Raw genomic sequence first — 15,514 nt, 5'->3', positions numbered from 1 at the left:
ACTGTAACAAACCGCCTCCGTTTCACAATCCGGGGTGCTGCCCTTGTCAGCTTTTCACAACTCAGGGTTTTGGAGTATCGGAAGCGCGGCAGGCAAGGCGAGCGCTGGCGCCGCCGCGGCAAGGCCGCCACGGCGGGCACGGTACAATGCGGGAAATCCCGAGGCCGGATCCGCGCGGGTCCGCGCAGGTCCCGTTTCCTTGCCGGCCGCGCCGCGGAGCGCGCGCGCGGGCAATCACGAGTGCAAGCATTGATGGATACCTTGATTCGAGAATTCGATGTGGCCCTGCGCGCGATCGCGGGCGTGACGCGGGCCGAGCGGGCCAATCCGGCCGCGGCGCTGGCGCCGGACGACGGCCGCCTCGACGAGCGGGAACGCCACCACGTGGCCGGGCTGATGCGCATCAACCATGTCGGCGAGGTCTGCGCGCAGGCCCTCTACCAGGCGCAGAAGCTCACCGCGCACACGCCGCAGGTGCGCGCGCAGATGGACCAGGCCGCGCGCGAGGAAGAAGACCACCTGGGCTGGTGCGCCGAGCGCCTGCGCGAGCTTGGTTCGCGCACCAGCCTGCTCAACCCGCTCTGGTACGCGGGCGCGTTCGCCATCGGCTGGGCCGCCGGCCGCGCCGGCGACCGCGTCAGCCTCGGCTTCGTGTCCGAGACCGAGAGCCAGGTCGAGCAGCATCTCAACGGCCATCTCGAACAGCTCCCCGCCGCGGACCAGCGCTCGCGCGCGATCCTGGAGCAGATGCGCGACGACGAGGTGCGCCACGGCGCCACCGCCCGCGAGGCCGGCGGCATCCCGCTGCCGGCGCCGGTGCGCGCGATGATGCGGGCCGCGTCGCGCGTCATGACCACGGCTGCCTATCGGATCTAAGGGATCCGAGGGATTCGAGAGGCCCGGCCGCCGGGCCGGCGCGGGTCCCCGCGCGGGCGGGGTAGACAACAAAACGTTGTATCCTTCCATCGGTCTCGCGAGACGGATTTTCGTGCGGCAGGCAGTTCCTTCCCCGGTCGTTCTCAGGTGGTTTCTCTGCTTTCCTCCATAAGATCTTCATTTCATTAGGGATTCACTTTTTCGGTGCGTGAAGAGTGCGCGCTAAGTCATTGTTCTGATTAAAAAAACCCGGTTTGTTGCCCCGCGGCGAGCCTTGACCCGCCAAATCGCTTCCTCTAAAGTGGGAAATAGTGTGAGGAAGTGTATTTTTGTGTGAAAAAGCGGGCTGGCTGTGGGATCATCCCCCAACGTCGGCTTTACTGGGTTTACCGTGCCAACCGACGGCAGAGCGGGCGGACACGGATCGGGAGCGAGCTTGTTTCAGGGCGCATCGGCGCTGTCACTGGATGCCAAGGGCCGGATGTCGATTCCGGCGCGGCACCGTGAAGCGCTGCAACAGCAGGCCGAGGGCCGGGTAACGCTGACAAAGCACCCGGATGGCTGCCTGCTGCTGTTTCCGCGGCCCGAATGGGAAAGCTTCCGGGCCCGCATCGCCGCTTTGCCAATGGACGCGCACTGGTGGAAGCGCATCTTCCTCGGCAACGCGGCGGACGTCGACATGGACGGCGCGGGCCGCGTGCTGATCGCGCCCGAGCTGCGCAGCGCCGCGCAGCTCGACAAGGAAGTCATGCTGCTCGGCATGGGCAGCCATTTCGAAGTCTGGGATGCCGCGACCTACGCCGCCAAGGAACAGCAGGCAATGGCGCAGGGCATGCCGGAAGCATTGAAGAACTTCTCTTTCTGACGAGGTCATGAGCTCAACTCAAACGCCGGGGACCACCGCCCTGCGCCATCGCACCGTGTTGCTGGACGAGGCTGTCGAAGCGCTCGTCTGGCGGCCCGATGGCGTCTATGTGGACGGCACCTTCGGCAGAGGGGGGCACAGCCGGGCCATATTGGCCCGGCTGGGGCCGGCCGGGGCACTGGTGGCCTTCGACAAGGATCCGGCAGCAATCGCAGAGGCGGGCACCATCGAGGATGCCCGCTTCTCCATTGAGCACACCAGCTTCGCCGACATGGCCGGCCGTCTGGCGGCCCGCGGCCCGGTGGCCGGAATACTGCTCGACCTGGGCATCAGCTCGCCCCAGATCGACGATGCGCAGCGGGGGTTCTCCTTCCGCTTCGAGGGCCCGCTGGACATGCGCATGGACACCACGCGCGGCGTCACCGCCGCCGAGTGGCTGGCGCAGGCGGAAGAGCAAGACATCGCGAGGGTGATACGGGACTATGGGGAAGAACGGTTTGCTGTACAGATTGCAAAGGCGGTTGTTGCTCGCCGGAGCGAACCCGGCCTTGGCGGGCCACTCGCCACTACGGCCGAGCTTGCCGCACTCGTGGCGAAAGCCGTCAAGACTCGCGAGAAGGGCCAGGACCCTGCGACCCGCACCTTTCAGGCTCTACGGATTCACGTCAATCAAGAGCTTGCGGACCTCGAAAGAGGACTGAGCGCGGCATACGATCTGCTGCAGGCAGGAGGGCGGCTGGTGGTGATCAGCTTTCATTCGCTCGAGGACCGCATCGTCAAGCGGTTCATGCAGGCGCACGCCCGTCCGCAGCAGGATGCCGACCCGGCCCTGCGCCGCGCGCCGCTGCGCGCCGACCAGTTGCCGCAGCCGACGCTCAAGCTGCTCGGCCGCGTCAAGCCGGGCGCCGACGAAGTGGCCGCCAACCCGCGCGCGCGCTCGGCCGTGATGCGGGTGGCCGAGAAACTGCCGGCGCGCGCGCCGGCACAGGCTGGCCACGCATGAACCGCCTGACTTTCTTCCTGCTTGCCGCGCTGATCTTCTGCGCGCTCTCCCTGGTGAGCGCGCAGCACCAGGCGCGCACGCTGTTCGTCGCCCTCGAGCGTGCCCAGGCGGAAGAAAAGCAGTTGGACATCGACTGGTCGCGCCTGCAGTACCAGCAGAGCGCGCTCGGCAAGAGCGCGCGCATCGCCGACGCGGCCCGCACCCAGCTCAAGATGACGCCGGTCATTCCCGGCCGTACCCAATACCTGGCCGGCGTGGTGCTCGACACTCCGCCGGCTACCGTGGCGACTGCGGCTTCCGCTGCGGCGGCGGCCTCGGCGCCCGCGGGGAGCAAGCCATGACCATCGCCCATCCCTCGCAGCGCGGCCAGCAGCGCGGCAGCCCCTCGCGCCCGCGCACCGGCCAGTTCGCGGCCAGCCCGGTGCTGGGCCTGCGCCTGCCGATGTGGCGCTCCAAGCTGGTGGTGTTCATGATGTTCTCCGCCTTCGTGGCGCTGGCCGGGCGCGCGCTGTGGATCCAGGGCCCCGGCAACCAGTTCTACGAGGCCGAGGGCAAGAAGCGCTTCCAGCGCACGCTCGACCTGCCGGCCACGCGCGGCAAGATCCTGGACCGCAACGGCCTGGTGCTGGCCACCAGCCTGCCGGTCAAGGCCATCTGGGCGGTGCCCGAGGACGTGCCCGATCAGATCGACGCGGACAAGATCCGCCAGCTCGGCAAGCTGCTCGACATGAGCGACAAGGAGCTGCGCCGCAAGTTTACGGAAGACAAGAGCTTCGTCTACCTGAAGCGCCAGGTGCTGCCCGACGCCGCGGACAAGATCGCCGCGCTCAAGATCGAGGGCATCCACCAGACCCGCGAATACAAGCGCTTCTACCCCGAAGGCGAGGCGATGGCGCACATCGTCGGCTTCACCAACGTCGAAGACCGCGGCCAGGAAGGCATGGAGCTCGCGCGCGAGCCGGTGCTGGCCGGCAGGTCCGGCGCGCGTCAGGTCATCAAGGACCGCCTCGGCCGCGTGGTGGAGGACGTCGGCATCCTCAAGACGCCGCGCGACGGCGAGGACCAGCAGCTTTCCATCGACGCCAAGATCCAGTACCTGGCCTTCAACGAGGTCAAGGCCATCGTCGAGCGCAGCAAGGCCAAGGCCGCCAGCGCGGTGGTGCTGGACGCCCAGACCGGCGAGGTGCTGGCGCTGGCCAACTGGCCGACCTACAACCCCAACGACCGCACCCGCCTGTCGGGCGAGCAGCTGCGCAACCGCGTGCTGACCGACACCTTCGAGCCCGGCTCGATGATGAAGCCGATCACCATCGGCCTGGCGCTGCAGCTCAAGCGGGTCACGCCGTCGACGGTGTTCGCCACCACCGGCAAGTTCACCTACGAAGGCGCCACCATCAGCGACACCCACAACTACGGGGCGCTGACCGTGGCCGGCATCATCCAGAAGTCCAGCAACATCGGCACTACCAAGATCTCGATGCTGCTCAAGCCGCAGGAGATGTGGGACATGTTCACCAGCGTGGGCCTGGGCCAGGCGCCCAAGCTCGGCTTCCCCGGCGCGGTCGCCGGCCGCGTGCGCCCGTACAAGAGCTGGCGCCCGATCGAGCAGGCCACCATGTCGTATGGCTACGGCCTGTCGGTGTCGCTGTTCCAGATCGCGCATGCCTACACCATCTTCGCCCACGACGGCGAGCTGATTCCCGTCACCATGTTCCGCCGCGACGGCCCGGTCAGCGGCGAGCGCGTGCTGTCGCCCGAAGTGGCGCGCCAGGTGCGCGGCATGCTGGAAACCGTGACGGCGCCCGGCGGCACCGCGCCCGAAGCCCAGGTGATGGGCTACCGCGTCGGCGGCAAGACCGGCACCGCGTACAAGCACGTCGGCCGCGGCTACGACCGCAGCAAGTACCGCGCCTCGTTCATCGGCCTGGCGCCGATGTCCAACCCGCGCGTCATCGTGGCGGTCAGCGTGGACGAGCCCACTTCCGGCAGCCACTACGGCGGCGCGGCGGCGGGCCCGGCCTTTGCCGCCATCACCGGCGGCACGCTGCGCGCGCTCAACGTGCAGCCCGATTCGCCGATCCGCCAGCTGGTGGTCAGCGACAAGGTGCAGGAAAGCGAGCCGTGGAGCGCATCCCAATGAGCCGCCAGCTGCTGCCCCTCGAAATCGCCGCCCAGGCCGCCGACGCGCTGGCCTGGCTGCGCCAGCGCGCGCCCGCCGGCGCCCGCCTCACCGGCGACACGCGCCGCCTGACCCAGGGCGACGTGTTTTTCGCCTACGTGCTGGGCAACCAGCGCCTGTCGACCGACGCGCGCCCGCACATCGCCCAGGCCATCGCGCGCGGCGTCAGCGCCATCCTTTATGAAGCGGACGGCTTCGCCTGGCCGCACGGCGAGGCGGTGCCGCATCTCGGCATCGCCGGCCTGCACCAGCTGGCCGGCCCGATCGCGGCCGGCTGGTACGGCAACGACGCGCGCGGCCTGGCCGTGACCGGCATCACCGGCACCAACGGCAAGACCTCGTGCGCGCAATGGCTGGCGCGGCTGCTGCAGGCCGCGGGCAAGCCCTGCGCCACCATCGGCACGCTCGGCACCGGCTTTCCCGGCGCGCTGGCCGCCACCGGCTTCACCACGCCCGACGCGGTGCAGCTGCAGGACAGCCTGGCCGCGCTGCACGACGCCGGCGCCCGCGCGGTCGCGATGGAAGTGTCCTCGCACGGCCTGGAGCAGGGCCGCGTGGCCGGCACGCATTTCGACGTGGCGGTGCTGACCAACCTGACCCAGGACCACCTCGACTACCACGGCACGATGGCCGAGTACGAGGCGGCCAAGGCGCTGCTGTTCCAGTGGCCCGGCCTGCGCGCCGCGGTGGTCAACCGCGACGACGGCATGGGCGCCCGCCTGCTGGCCGGCAAGCTGGCCGCCGCGCAGGTCATCGAATACGGCCTCGACGGCCCGGCCGCGGCCACCCGCAAGGGCGGCCAGTGGCTGCGCGCCAGCGGCGTGCGCGCCACCGCCGCCGGCACCGCCTTCCGCGTGGACGGCAGCTTCGGCAGCGCCGACGTCGCCACGCCGATGATCGGCGGCTTCAACGTCAGCAACCTGCTCGCCGTGCTCGGCGCGGCGCTGGCCAACGGCATCGCCTGGGACGCCGCCGTCGACGCGCTGCGCGCGCTCAGGCCGGTCGACGGCCGCATGGAACTGTTCGGCGGCGGCCAGGACGGCCCGCTGGCGGTGGTCGACTACGCCCACACGCCCGACGCGCTGGACAAGACCCTGGCCGCGCTGCGCCCGGTGGCGCAGGCCCGCAACGGCCGCCTGTGGTGCGTGTTCGGCTGCGGCGGCGACCGCGACCCGACCAAGCGCCCGCTGATGGGCGCGGTGGCCGAGCGCCTGGCCGACGAAGTCGTGCTGACCAGCGACAACCCGCGCAGCGAAGATCCGCTCGACATCCTCGACGCCATCGCCGACGGCATGGACGAGCGTGGCCGCGCCCACCTGATCGAGGACCGCGCCGCCGCCATCCTCTACGCCATCAAGCACGCCGCCGCGGCGGACGTGGTGCTGGTGGCCGGCAAGGGCCACGAGGCCACCCAGGAAGTGCAGGGCCGCAAGCGGCCGTTCTCCGATCGCGAACACGTCCGGCTGACGCTGGGCACGCGCGGGGTGGCCGCATGAACCGGAACATGATGACCAATCTGCAGCAAGCCGCCGGCTGGATCGCCGGCGCGCGCCTTTCCATGCCCGCCGCCGCCGATGCGGCCGCCCTGGGCTTTGCGCGCGTGCTGACCGACAGCCGCGCCGTGCAGCCCGGCGACCTGTTCGTCGCGCTCAAGGGCGAGCGCTTCGACGCCCACGATTTCCTCGCCGACGTGGCCGCGCGCGGCGCCGCCGCGGTGCTGGTGGCGCGCGCGCCCGACGCCGCGCTCGGCCTGCCCGCCATCGTGGTGCCCGACACGCGCCTGGCGCTGGGCGAACTGGCCGCCGGCTGGCGCCGCCGCTTCAGCCTGCCGGTGGTGGCCGTGACCGGCAGCAACGGCAAGACCACGGTCAAGGAAATGATCGCCGCGATCTTCGCCGCGGCGGTAGGGGAGGGCGCCCGCCTGGCCACCGGCGGCAACCTGAACAACGACATCGGCCTGCCGCTGACGGTGCTGCGCCTGGACGCCGCGCACCGGCTGGCCGTGCTCGAGCTCGGCATGAACCACCCGGGCGAGACCATTTACCTGGCCGGCATCGCCCAGCCGACGGTCGCCGTCGTCACCAACGCCCAGCGCGAGCACCAGGAATTCATGGTGAGCGTGGAGGCGGTGGCGCGCGAACACGCGGCGGCCATCGCGGCGCTGCCCGCCGACGGCGTGGCGGTGTTCCCGCTCGACGCCGAGGGCGGCGGCGCGCATGCCGGCATCTGGCGCGAGGCCGCCGGCCAGCGCCGCGTGCTGTCGTTCGGCCTGGCTGCCGGCGCCGACGTGCGCGCCGACGTGCATCTCGCCGACGGCGTGCAGGTGATGCGGGTCACGGCGCCCGGCGGCGCCTTCGAGGTGCGCCTGTCGGTGCTGGGCACGCACAACGTGCGCAACGCGCTGGCGGCGGCGGCCTGCGCGCTGGCGGCCGGCGTCGGCCACGAGGCCATCCGCGCCGGGCTGGCCGGGTTCGCCGCGGTCAAGGGGCGCCTGCAGGTCAAGCACGCCGCCGCCGGCACGCTGGTGATCGACGACACCTACAACGCCAATCCGGACTCGGTGCGCGCCGCCATCGACGTGCTCGCCGGGTTTGCCGCGCCGCGCCTGCTGGTGCTGGGCGACATGGGCGAAGTGGGCGACCAGGGCCCGGCCTTCCACGCGGAGATCGGCGCCTACGCCGCCGCGCGCGGCATCGAGGCCCTGTGGGGCACCGGCGCGGCCATGACCGACGCGGTGCGCGCGTTCGGCGCGCAGGGCGGCGGGCAGGCGCGCCATTTCGACAGCGCCGAGGCGCTGGCCGGCGCGCTGGCGCGGGACGAGGACGGCATCGTGGCCCGCGCGGGCGCGGTGCTGGTGAAGGGATCGCGCTTCATGCGCATGGAACGGATGGTGGATGCGCTGGTCGCAGACACGTCCGCGCCGAAAGCGTGAGGGGCGTGACAGGCATGAGGGGCATGAAGGATGCGGCCGGTGGCCGGCAACGCCCGATCAGGTAATCGCAAGCAAACGAGAAGCCCGGCGCCGCCGGGCGGTTGTCGAAAGGAATACGGAACACGATGTTATTGGCTCTGGCCCAGTGGCTGCAAAACGACTACAGCTTCCTGCGGGTCTTCAACTACCTGACCTTCCGCGCGGTGATGGCCAACCTCACCGCGCTGTTGATCGGCCTGTGCCTGGGCCCGTGGGTGATCCGCAAGCTGACCGAACTGAAGATCGGCCAGGCGGTGCGCACCATCGGTCCGCAGTCGCATCTGGTCAAGGCCGGCACGCCCACCATGGGCGGCGTGCTGGTGCTGGTGTCGATCGGCATCTCCACGCTGCTGTGGTGCGACTGGGGCAACCGCTTCATCTGGGTGGTGATGCTGGTGACGCTGGGATACGGCGCGATCGGCTGGGTGGACGACTACCGCAAGGTGGTCTACCGCGACCCGCGCGGCATGTCGAGCCGCGAGAAGTTCTTCTGGCAGACCCTGATCGGCCTGGTGGCCGCGGTCTACCTGGCGTTCTCGGTGTCGGAAAGCAGCAATGTGCGGGTGTGGGACCTGTTCCTGGGCTGGGTCGAGAGCGGCATGTCGCTGGACATGCCCTACAAGTCCAACCTGATCGTGCCCTTCTTCAAGGAAGTGAGCTACCCGCTGGGCGTGGCCGGCTTCATCGTGCTGACCTACCTGGTGATCGTCGGCTCGAGCAACGCGGTGAACCTGACCGACGGCCTCGACGGGCTGGTGATCATGCCGGTGGTGCTGGTCGGCAGCGGGCTGGGCGTGTTCGCCTACGTGATGGGCAGCGCGGTCTACAGCAAATACCTGCTGTTCCCGCACATCCCGGGGGCGGGCGAGCTGCTGATCTTCTGCTCGGCGCTGACCGGGGCGGGCCTGGCCTTCCTCTGGTTCAACGCCCACCCGGCCCAGGTCTTCATGGGCGACGTGGGCGCGCTGGCGCTGGGCGGCGCGCTCGGCACGGTGGCGGTGATCGTGCGCCAGGAGATCGTGCTGTTCGTGATGGGCGGCATCTTCGTGGTGGAAACGCTGTCGGTGATGCTGCAGGTGACGTGGTTCAAGATCACCAAGCGGCGCTACGGCGAGGGCCGGCGGCTGTTCAGGATGGCGCCGCTGCATCACCACTTCGAATTGTCGGGCTGGAAGGAAACGCAGGTCACGGTGCGCTTCTGGATCATCACCATGCTGCTGGTGCTGATTGGGCTGTCGTCGCTGAAGCTGCGCTGAGCGCGCGGCCGGCATCGGTGTAACAACGTAACGAAAAGGGCGGAAAACGAAGTGTTTGGCGAGTTGCAGAAACCTCATGTGCTGGTGCTGGGCCTCGGTGAATCGGGGCTGGCGATGGCGCGCTGGTGCGGCCAGTACGGCGCGCCCGTGCGCGTCGCCGACACGCGCGAGGCTCCCGCCAACCTGGTCTTCCTGCAGGCCGAGCTGCCCTCGGCGCAATTCATCGGCGGCGCGTTCGACGTGGCGCTGCTCGACGGCATCGGCCTGGTGGCGATCAGCCCCGGCCTGCCGCCGGGCGAGCCCGCCACCGCCGCGCTGCTGGCGGCGGCGCGCGAGCGCGGCATCCCGGTGTGGGGCGAGATCGAGCTGTTCGCGCGGGCGCTGGCCCATCTGCGGGCCGAATCCGGCTACGCGCCCAAGGTGCTGGCGATCACCGGCACCAACGGCAAGACCACCACCACCGCGCTGACCGGCCGCCTGGTCGAGCGCGCCGGCAAGACCGTGGCGGTGGCCGGCAACATCAGCCCGTCGGCGCTCGACAAACTGGCCGCCTGCATCGCTGCGGCCACGCTGCCCGAGGTCTGGGTGCTGGAACTGTCCAGCTTCCAGCTCGAGACCACCTATACGCTGGCGCCGCACGCGGCCACCGTGCTCAACGTCACGCAGGACCACCTCGACTGGCACGGCGGCATGGAAGCCTACGCCGCCGCCAAGGCGCGCGTGTTCGGCCCGGCGCCCGCGCCGGGCGAGCCCGGCTGCCTGCAGGTGCTCAACCGCAACGACCGCCTGAGCCTGGAGATGGCGCGCGCGGGCACCGTGCCCGTCACCTTCGGCACCGACCTGCCGGAGACGCCCGGCAGCTTCGGCGTGCTGCGCGAGGGCGGCATGCCGTGGCTGGTGATCGCCGAGGCCGACAGCGAGGCCGAGGGCGAGAACAAGCCGCGCCGCCGCAAGGCCGCCGCCGAGGCCGAGCCGGCCGTGCCGGTGCGCCACAAGCGCCTGATGCCGGCCGACGCGCTGCATATCCGCGGCATGCACAACGCCACCAACGCGATGGCCGCGCTGGCGCTGTGCCGCGCCATCGACCTGCCGCTCAACGCCCTGCTGCACGGCCTGCGCGAATACCGCGGCGAGCCGCACCGCGTGGAGTGGGTCGCCACGGTGGACGACGTGGAGTATTTCGACGACAGCAAGGGCACCAACGTGGGCGCCACCGTGGCCGCGCTGTCGGGCCTGGACAAGCGCGTGGTGCTGATCGCCGGCGGCGAAGGCAAGGGCCAGGATTTCTCGCCGCTGGCCGCGCCCGTGGCGCAGTACGCGCGCGCCGTGGTGCTGATCGGCAAGGACGCCGGCGAATTGCGCCGCGCGCTGGCCGGCACCGGCGTGACGCTGGCCGACGCCGCCACGCTGGAGCAGGCGGTCACGCTGGCCGCCGGCGCCGCGCAGGGCGGCGACGCCGTGCTGCTGTCGCCGGCCTGCGCCAGCCTCGATATGTTCCGCAACTACGTGCACCGCGCGGAAGTGTTCCGTGCCGCGGTGGAAGAACTGGCGATGTCCCGGGGGATCGTGCCATGAGCGACGCACAGGTCAAGCGCAGCGGTTTCATCGGCGCCACCATCGGCAATGCCTGGGGTGGCCTGCGCGACGCGGTGTCCGGCGTCAAGCCGACCCGCTCGCGCATGATGGAGTACGACCAGCCGCTGCTGTGGGTGTCGATCGTGCTGCTCGCGCTCGGCCTGGTGATGGTGTACTCGGCCTCGATCGCGCTGCCCGACTCGCCGCGCTACGCCAACTACCGCGAGAGCCACTTCCTCGCGCGGCATGCGTTCGCGCTGTTCGTCGGCCTGTCCGGCGGGCTGCTGGCGTTCCAGATCCCGGTCAAGTTCTGGGACCGCTACGCGCCCAAGCTGTTCGTGATCGCGCTGCTGCTGCTGGTGGTCGTGCTGGTGCCCTTCGTCGGCAAGGGCGTCAACGGCGCGCGGCGCTGGATTCCGCTGGGCATCATGAACTTCCAGCCGTCCGAGCTGATGAAGCTGGCGGTGGTGCTCTACGCCGCCAACTACACCGTGCGCAAGCAGGAGTGGATGCAGAACGTGGGCAAGGGCTTCCTGCCGATGGGCGTGGCGGTGGTGGTGGTGGGCATGCTGCTGCTGCTGGAGCCCGACATGGGCGCCTTCCTGGTGGTGGCCACCGTGGCGATGGGCATCCTGTTCCTGGGCGGCATCAACGGCAAGCTGTTCGCCGGGCTGGTCGGCGTGGCGGTGGGCGCGTTCGCGCTGCTGATCACGGCCTCGCCGTGGCGGCGCGAGCGGATCTTTGCCTACCTCAACCCGTGGGAAGAAGCCAACGCGCTCGGCAAGGCCTACCAGCTCACGCACTCGCTGATCGCCTTCGGGCGCGGCGAATGGACCGGCGTGGGGCTGGGCGGCAGCATCGAGAAGCTGCACTACCTGCCCGAAGCGCACACCGACTTCATCCTCGCCGTGATCGGCGAGGAATTCGGCTTCGTGGGCGTGTTGGTGGTGATCGTGCTGTTCTACTGGCTGGTGCGCCGCGCCTTCGAGATCGGCCGTACCGCGCTGCAGCTCGACCGCACCTTCGCCGGCCTGGTGGCCAAGGGCATCGGCGTGTGGGTCGGCTGGCAGACCTTCATCAACATGGGCGTGAACCTGGGCCTGCTGCCGACCAAGGGGCTGACCCTGCCGCTGGTGAGCTACGGCGGCTCGGGCATCCTGATGAACTGCGTCGCGCTGGCGATCCTGCTGCGGGTCGACTACGAGAACCGGGTGATGATGCGTGGAGGCAAAGTATGAGCGCTGCGCGCACCTTGCTCGTGATGGCCGGCGGCACCGGGGGGCATGTGTTCCCCGGGCTGGCGGTCGCGCGCGCGTTGCGCGAGCAGGGCTGGCGCGTGGTGTGGCTGGGCAACCGCAGCGGCATGGAAGCCACGCTGGTGCCCAAGTACGACATCCCGATGGAGTTCATCCAGTTCGGCGGCCTGCGCGGCAAGGGGCCGCTGACCAAGCTGCTGCTGCCGCTGAACCTGCTGCGCGCGTTCTGGCAGAGCCTGCGGGCGCTGCGCCGCGTGCGGCCCGACGTGGTGCTCGGCATGGGCGGCTACATCACCTTCCCGGCCGGCATGATGGCCTCGCTGCTGGGGCGCCCGCTGGTGCTGCACGAGCAGAACTCCATCGCCGGACTGGCCAACAAGGTGCTGGCCAGAGTGGCGGACCGCGTGCTCTGCGCGTTCCCCAACGCGCTGCCGGACAGCGAGTGGACCGGCAACCCGGTGCGCGAGGAGCTGGCCCGCATGCCCGCGCCGGACCAGCGCTACGACCAGCGCAGCGGCCCGCTGCGCCTGCTGGTGGTGGGCGGCAGCCTTGGCGCGGCGGCGCTCAACGAGATCGTGCCCAAGGCGCTGGCGCTGCTGCCGGAAGCTGCGCGCCCGCTGGTGAAGCACCAGGCCGGCGCCAGGCAGATCGACACGCTGCGCGCCAACTACCAGGCGGCCGGCGTGCAGGCGGAAGCCGTGCCCTTTATCGACGACATGGCCGGCGCCTACGCCGAGGCGGATCTGGTGATCTGCCGCGCGGGCGCCATGACCGTGTCGGAGGTGGCGGCGGCGGGCGTGGCGGCGCTGTTCGTGCCGTTTCCCCATGCCGTGGACGACCACCAGACCACCAACGCGGAATTCCTGTCGCGGCAGGACGCGGCCTTGCTGGTCCAGCAGAACGAACTGACCGCGCAGGGGCTGGCGCGCACGCTGGCCTCGCTCACGCGGACCCGACTCAAAGAGATGGCGCACCAGGCGCGCGGTCTCGCCAAGCCGGAAGCGACCCGGCGCGTGGCGGAGATCTGCAGCCAGATGGCCAGGGATTGAAACAAACGGATTCATGAAGCACATCGTCAAGAACATCCACTTCGTAGGCATCGGCGGCGCCGGCATGAGCGGCATCGCGGAGGTCCTGTTGAACCTGGGCTACAAGGTCTCGGGCTCCGACGTGGGCAGCAACGCCGCCACGCGGCGCCTGGCCTCGCTGGGCGCGACCGTGATGCACGGCCATGACGCCGCCAACATCAACGGCGCCAACGCCGTGGTGGTGTCCACCGCCGTGACCGGCGACAACCCCGAGGTGCTGGCCGCGCGCGCCAGGCGCATCCCGGTGGTGCCGCGCGCGGTCATGCTGGCCGAGCTGATGCGCCTCAAGCAGGGCGTGGCCATCGCCGGCACCCACGGCAAGACCACCACCACCAGCCTGGTGGCCTCGGTGCTGGCCGAAGGCGGGCTCGACCCGACCTTCGTGATCGGCGGCCGGCTCAACTCGGCCGGCGCCAACGCGCGCCTGGGCACGGGCGACTTCATCGTGGCCGAGGCCGACGAGTCGGATGCGTCGTTCCTCAACCTGTTCCCGGTGATCGAGGTCATCACCAACATCGACGCCGACCACATGGACACCTACGGGCACGATTTCGCCCGGCTCAAGCAGGCGTTCGTGGAGTTCACCCAGCGCCTGCCGTTCTACGGCATCGCGGTGCTGTGCGCGGACGATCCCAGCGTGCGCGAGATCATGCCGTTCGTGTCCAAGCCGATCGTGCGCTACGGTTTCGCCGAGGACGCCCAGATCCGCGCGGTCAACGCGCGCGCGGTCGACGGCCAGATGCACTTCACCGTGCTGCGCCAGCTCAACGGCCACGCCGAGCCGCCGCTGGACGTGGTGCTGAACCTGCCCGGCATGCACAACGTGCAGAACGCGCTGGCCGCCATCGCCATCGCCACCGAGCTGGAGGTGCCCGACGCCGCCATCGTCAAGGCGCTGCGCGAGTTCCACGGCGTGGGCCGGCGCTTCCAGCGCTACGGCGAAGTGGCCTGCACCGGCGCGGACGGGGCCGAAGGCACCTTCACGCTGGTCGACGACTACGGCCACCACCCGGTCGAGATGGCCGCCACGCTGGCCGCGGCGCGCGGCGCGTTCCCGGGCCGCCGGCTGGTGCTGGCGTTCCAGCCGCACCGCTTTACCCGCACGCGCGACTGCTTCGAGGACTTCGTCAAGGTGCTCGGCACCGTGGACGCGCTGCTGCTGACCGAGGTCTATGCCGCCGGCGAGACCCCCATCGTGGCCGCCGACGGCCGCGCGCTGACGCGCGCGCTGCGCGTGGCGGGCAAGGTTGAACCCGTTTTCGTGGAGCAGATCGAGGAAATGCCGCAGGCCATCCTGAACGCCGTCCGGCCCGGCGATGTCGTGGTGACGATGGGCGCCGGCACCATCGGCGGCGTGCCGGGGCAACTGGTTTCGCAACAAGCATCGCAACAGGCATCGGGAGGCCACGCATGAGCTTCGTCGCCCATCCCAATATCGACCCGAAATCGCTCGGCAAGGTCGGCGTGCTGCTGGGCGGCCGCTCGGCCGAGCGCGAGATCTCGCTGATGTCCGGCAACGGCGTGCTGGCCGCGCTGCGCGCGCGCGGCGTCGATGCGCACGCCTTCGACCCGGGCCTGCAGCCGGTGGCCGAGCTGGCCGCGGCCGGCTTCGACCGCGTCTTCATCGCGCTGCACGGCCGCTACGGCGAGGACGGCACTATGCAGGGCCTGCTGGAGCAGCTCGGCGTGCCCTACACCGGCAGCGGCGTGCTGCCCTCCGCGCTGGCGATGGACAAGCAGGCCACCAAGCGCCTGTGGCTGACGCACGGGCTGCCCACGCCGCGCTTCGCCATGCTCGATGCCGGCACCGACTTCGCCGCCGTGGTGGCCGACCTGGGCCTGCCGCTGATCGTCAAGCCGGCGCGCGAGGGCTCGTCGATCGGCCTGAGCAAAGTCACCGACGCCGGCCAGATGCGGGCCGCCTTCGAGAAGGCCGCGGCGCTGGACAACGACGTCATCGCCGAGGCATTCATCGACGGCGCCGAGCTGACCTGCCCGATCGTGGGGGAGGGCGCCGGCGCCGAGGCGCTGCCGGTGGTGCGCATCGTCGCGCCCGGCGCCAACTACGACTATCAAAACAAGTACTTTACTGACGTTACCCAATACTTGTGCCCGTCGGGCCTGCCGGACGACGTCGAGGCCGAGGTCCGGCGCCTGGCGGTGCAGTCGTTCCGCGTGCTGGGCTGCCGCGGCTGGGCGCGCGCCGACGTGATGCTGCGCGCCGACGGCAAGCCGTTCCTGCTCGAGATGAACACCTCGCCCGGCATGACCGGCCACTCGCTGGTGCCGATGGCGGCGCGCGCGGCCGGCATCAGCTACGAGGATTTCGTGCTGCAGGTGACGGCCGCCGCCACGCTGGACCTGCACCCGAACGACGCCTGGAAACCCGACTGAGCAACAGAAGCCGACCGAACCTGAACCGACCGAACGGAAACGCCCCAAGCC

Annotated in this window: 13 protein-coding genes; all 13 read left to right on the top strand. The window is 70.3% G+C overall.

The window, feature by feature from the left end:
* Positions 1 to 252 precede the first annotated feature (252 nt).
* Positions 253 to 876 carry a 2-polyprenyl-3-methyl-6-methoxy-1,4-benzoquinone monooxygenase gene (coq7, locus tag ACWTPI_RS17385; protein ID WP_059413469.1) on the top strand — a complete coding sequence of 208 codons (624 nt, stop codon included), beginning with the start codon at positions 253 to 255 and terminating at the stop codon, positions 874 to 876.
* Positions 877 to 1,312: 436 nt separating this feature from the next.
* Positions 1,313 to 1,741 carry a division/cell wall cluster transcriptional repressor MraZ gene (gene mraZ / locus ACWTPI_RS17380; protein WP_029043959.1) on the top strand — a complete coding sequence of 143 codons (429 nt, stop codon included), beginning with the start codon at positions 1,313 to 1,315 and terminating at the stop codon, positions 1,739 to 1,741.
* A 7-nt stretch (positions 1,742 to 1,748) separates the two neighbouring features.
* Positions 1,749 to 2,744: a 16S rRNA (cytosine(1402)-N(4))-methyltransferase RsmH gene (rsmH, locus tag ACWTPI_RS17375; protein ID WP_020204715.1), complete on the top strand. Its 996-nt coding sequence runs from the start codon at positions 1,749 to 1,751 to the stop codon at positions 2,742 to 2,744.
* Entirely contained in the window at positions 2,741 to 3,085 is a 345-nt protein-coding gene (gene ftsL / locus ACWTPI_RS17370) for a cell division protein FtsL (protein WP_020204716.1), read from the top strand. The genes rsmH and ftsL overlap by 4 nt, the downstream gene beginning before the upstream one ends.
* Positions 3,082 to 4,884, top strand: a complete 1,803-nt coding sequence (locus tag ACWTPI_RS17365; RefSeq protein ID WP_020204717.1) for a peptidoglycan D,D-transpeptidase FtsI family protein — start codon at positions 3,082 to 3,084, stop codon at positions 4,882 to 4,884. The genes ftsL and ACWTPI_RS17365 overlap by 4 nt, the downstream gene beginning before the upstream one ends.
* Positions 4,881 to 6,419, top strand: coding sequence for a UDP-N-acetylmuramoyl-L-alanyl-D-glutamate--2,6-diaminopimelate ligase (locus tag ACWTPI_RS17360; protein WP_454732495.1), 1,539 nt, complete (start codon positions 4,881 to 4,883; stop codon positions 6,417 to 6,419). Before ACWTPI_RS17365 ends, ACWTPI_RS17360 begins: the two co-directional genes overlap by 4 nt.
* Positions 6,416 to 7,855 (top strand): UDP-N-acetylmuramoyl-tripeptide--D-alanyl-D-alanine ligase, encoded by a 1,440-nt coding sequence (locus ACWTPI_RS17355; RefSeq protein WP_454732240.1) that lies wholly within the window; start codon positions 6,416 to 6,418, stop codon positions 7,853 to 7,855. The genes ACWTPI_RS17360 and ACWTPI_RS17355 overlap by 4 nt, the downstream gene beginning before the upstream one ends.
* Before the next feature lie 125 nt (positions 7,856 to 7,980).
* Positions 7,981 to 9,150: a phospho-N-acetylmuramoyl-pentapeptide-transferase gene (gene mraY, locus ACWTPI_RS17350; protein WP_029043962.1), complete on the top strand. Its 1,170-nt coding sequence runs from the start codon at positions 7,981 to 7,983 to the stop codon at positions 9,148 to 9,150.
* Positions 9,151 to 9,201: 51 nt separating this feature from the next.
* Positions 9,202 to 10,725, top strand: coding sequence for a UDP-N-acetylmuramoyl-L-alanine--D-glutamate ligase (murD, locus tag ACWTPI_RS17345; protein ID WP_454732239.1), 1,524 nt, complete (start codon positions 9,202 to 9,204; stop codon positions 10,723 to 10,725).
* On the top strand, positions 10,722 to 11,963 hold the full coding sequence (gene ftsW / locus ACWTPI_RS17340; protein WP_020204722.1) for a putative lipid II flippase FtsW: 1,242 nt from the start codon (positions 10,722 to 10,724) through the stop codon (positions 11,961 to 11,963). Before murD ends, ftsW begins: the two co-directional genes overlap by 4 nt.
* The gene (murG, locus tag ACWTPI_RS17335; protein ID WP_059413473.1) at positions 11,960 to 13,030 is read left to right on the top strand and encodes an undecaprenyldiphospho-muramoylpentapeptide beta-N-acetylglucosaminyltransferase; all 1,071 of its coding nucleotides are present in this window, start codon (positions 11,960 to 11,962) and stop codon (positions 13,028 to 13,030) included. Before ftsW ends, murG begins: the two co-directional genes overlap by 4 nt.
* 13 nt (positions 13,031 to 13,043) lie before the next feature.
* The gene (murC, locus tag ACWTPI_RS17330) at positions 13,044 to 14,483 is read left to right on the top strand and encodes a UDP-N-acetylmuramate--L-alanine ligase (protein WP_454732238.1); all 1,440 of its coding nucleotides are present in this window, start codon (positions 13,044 to 13,046) and stop codon (positions 14,481 to 14,483) included.
* A complete protein-coding gene (locus tag ACWTPI_RS17325) occupies positions 14,480 to 15,463 on the top strand; it encodes a D-alanine--D-alanine ligase (protein ID WP_020204725.1) in 984 nt (327 codons plus the stop codon). Before murC ends, ACWTPI_RS17325 begins: the two co-directional genes overlap by 4 nt.
* The last annotated feature ends 51 nt before the right edge of the window (positions 15,464 to 15,514 follow it).

Source organism: Cupriavidus ulmosensis, assembly GCF_977008105.1.
Note: the sequence above shows the minus strand (reverse complement) of the source record. Positions and strands in the feature narration are given on the sequence as shown.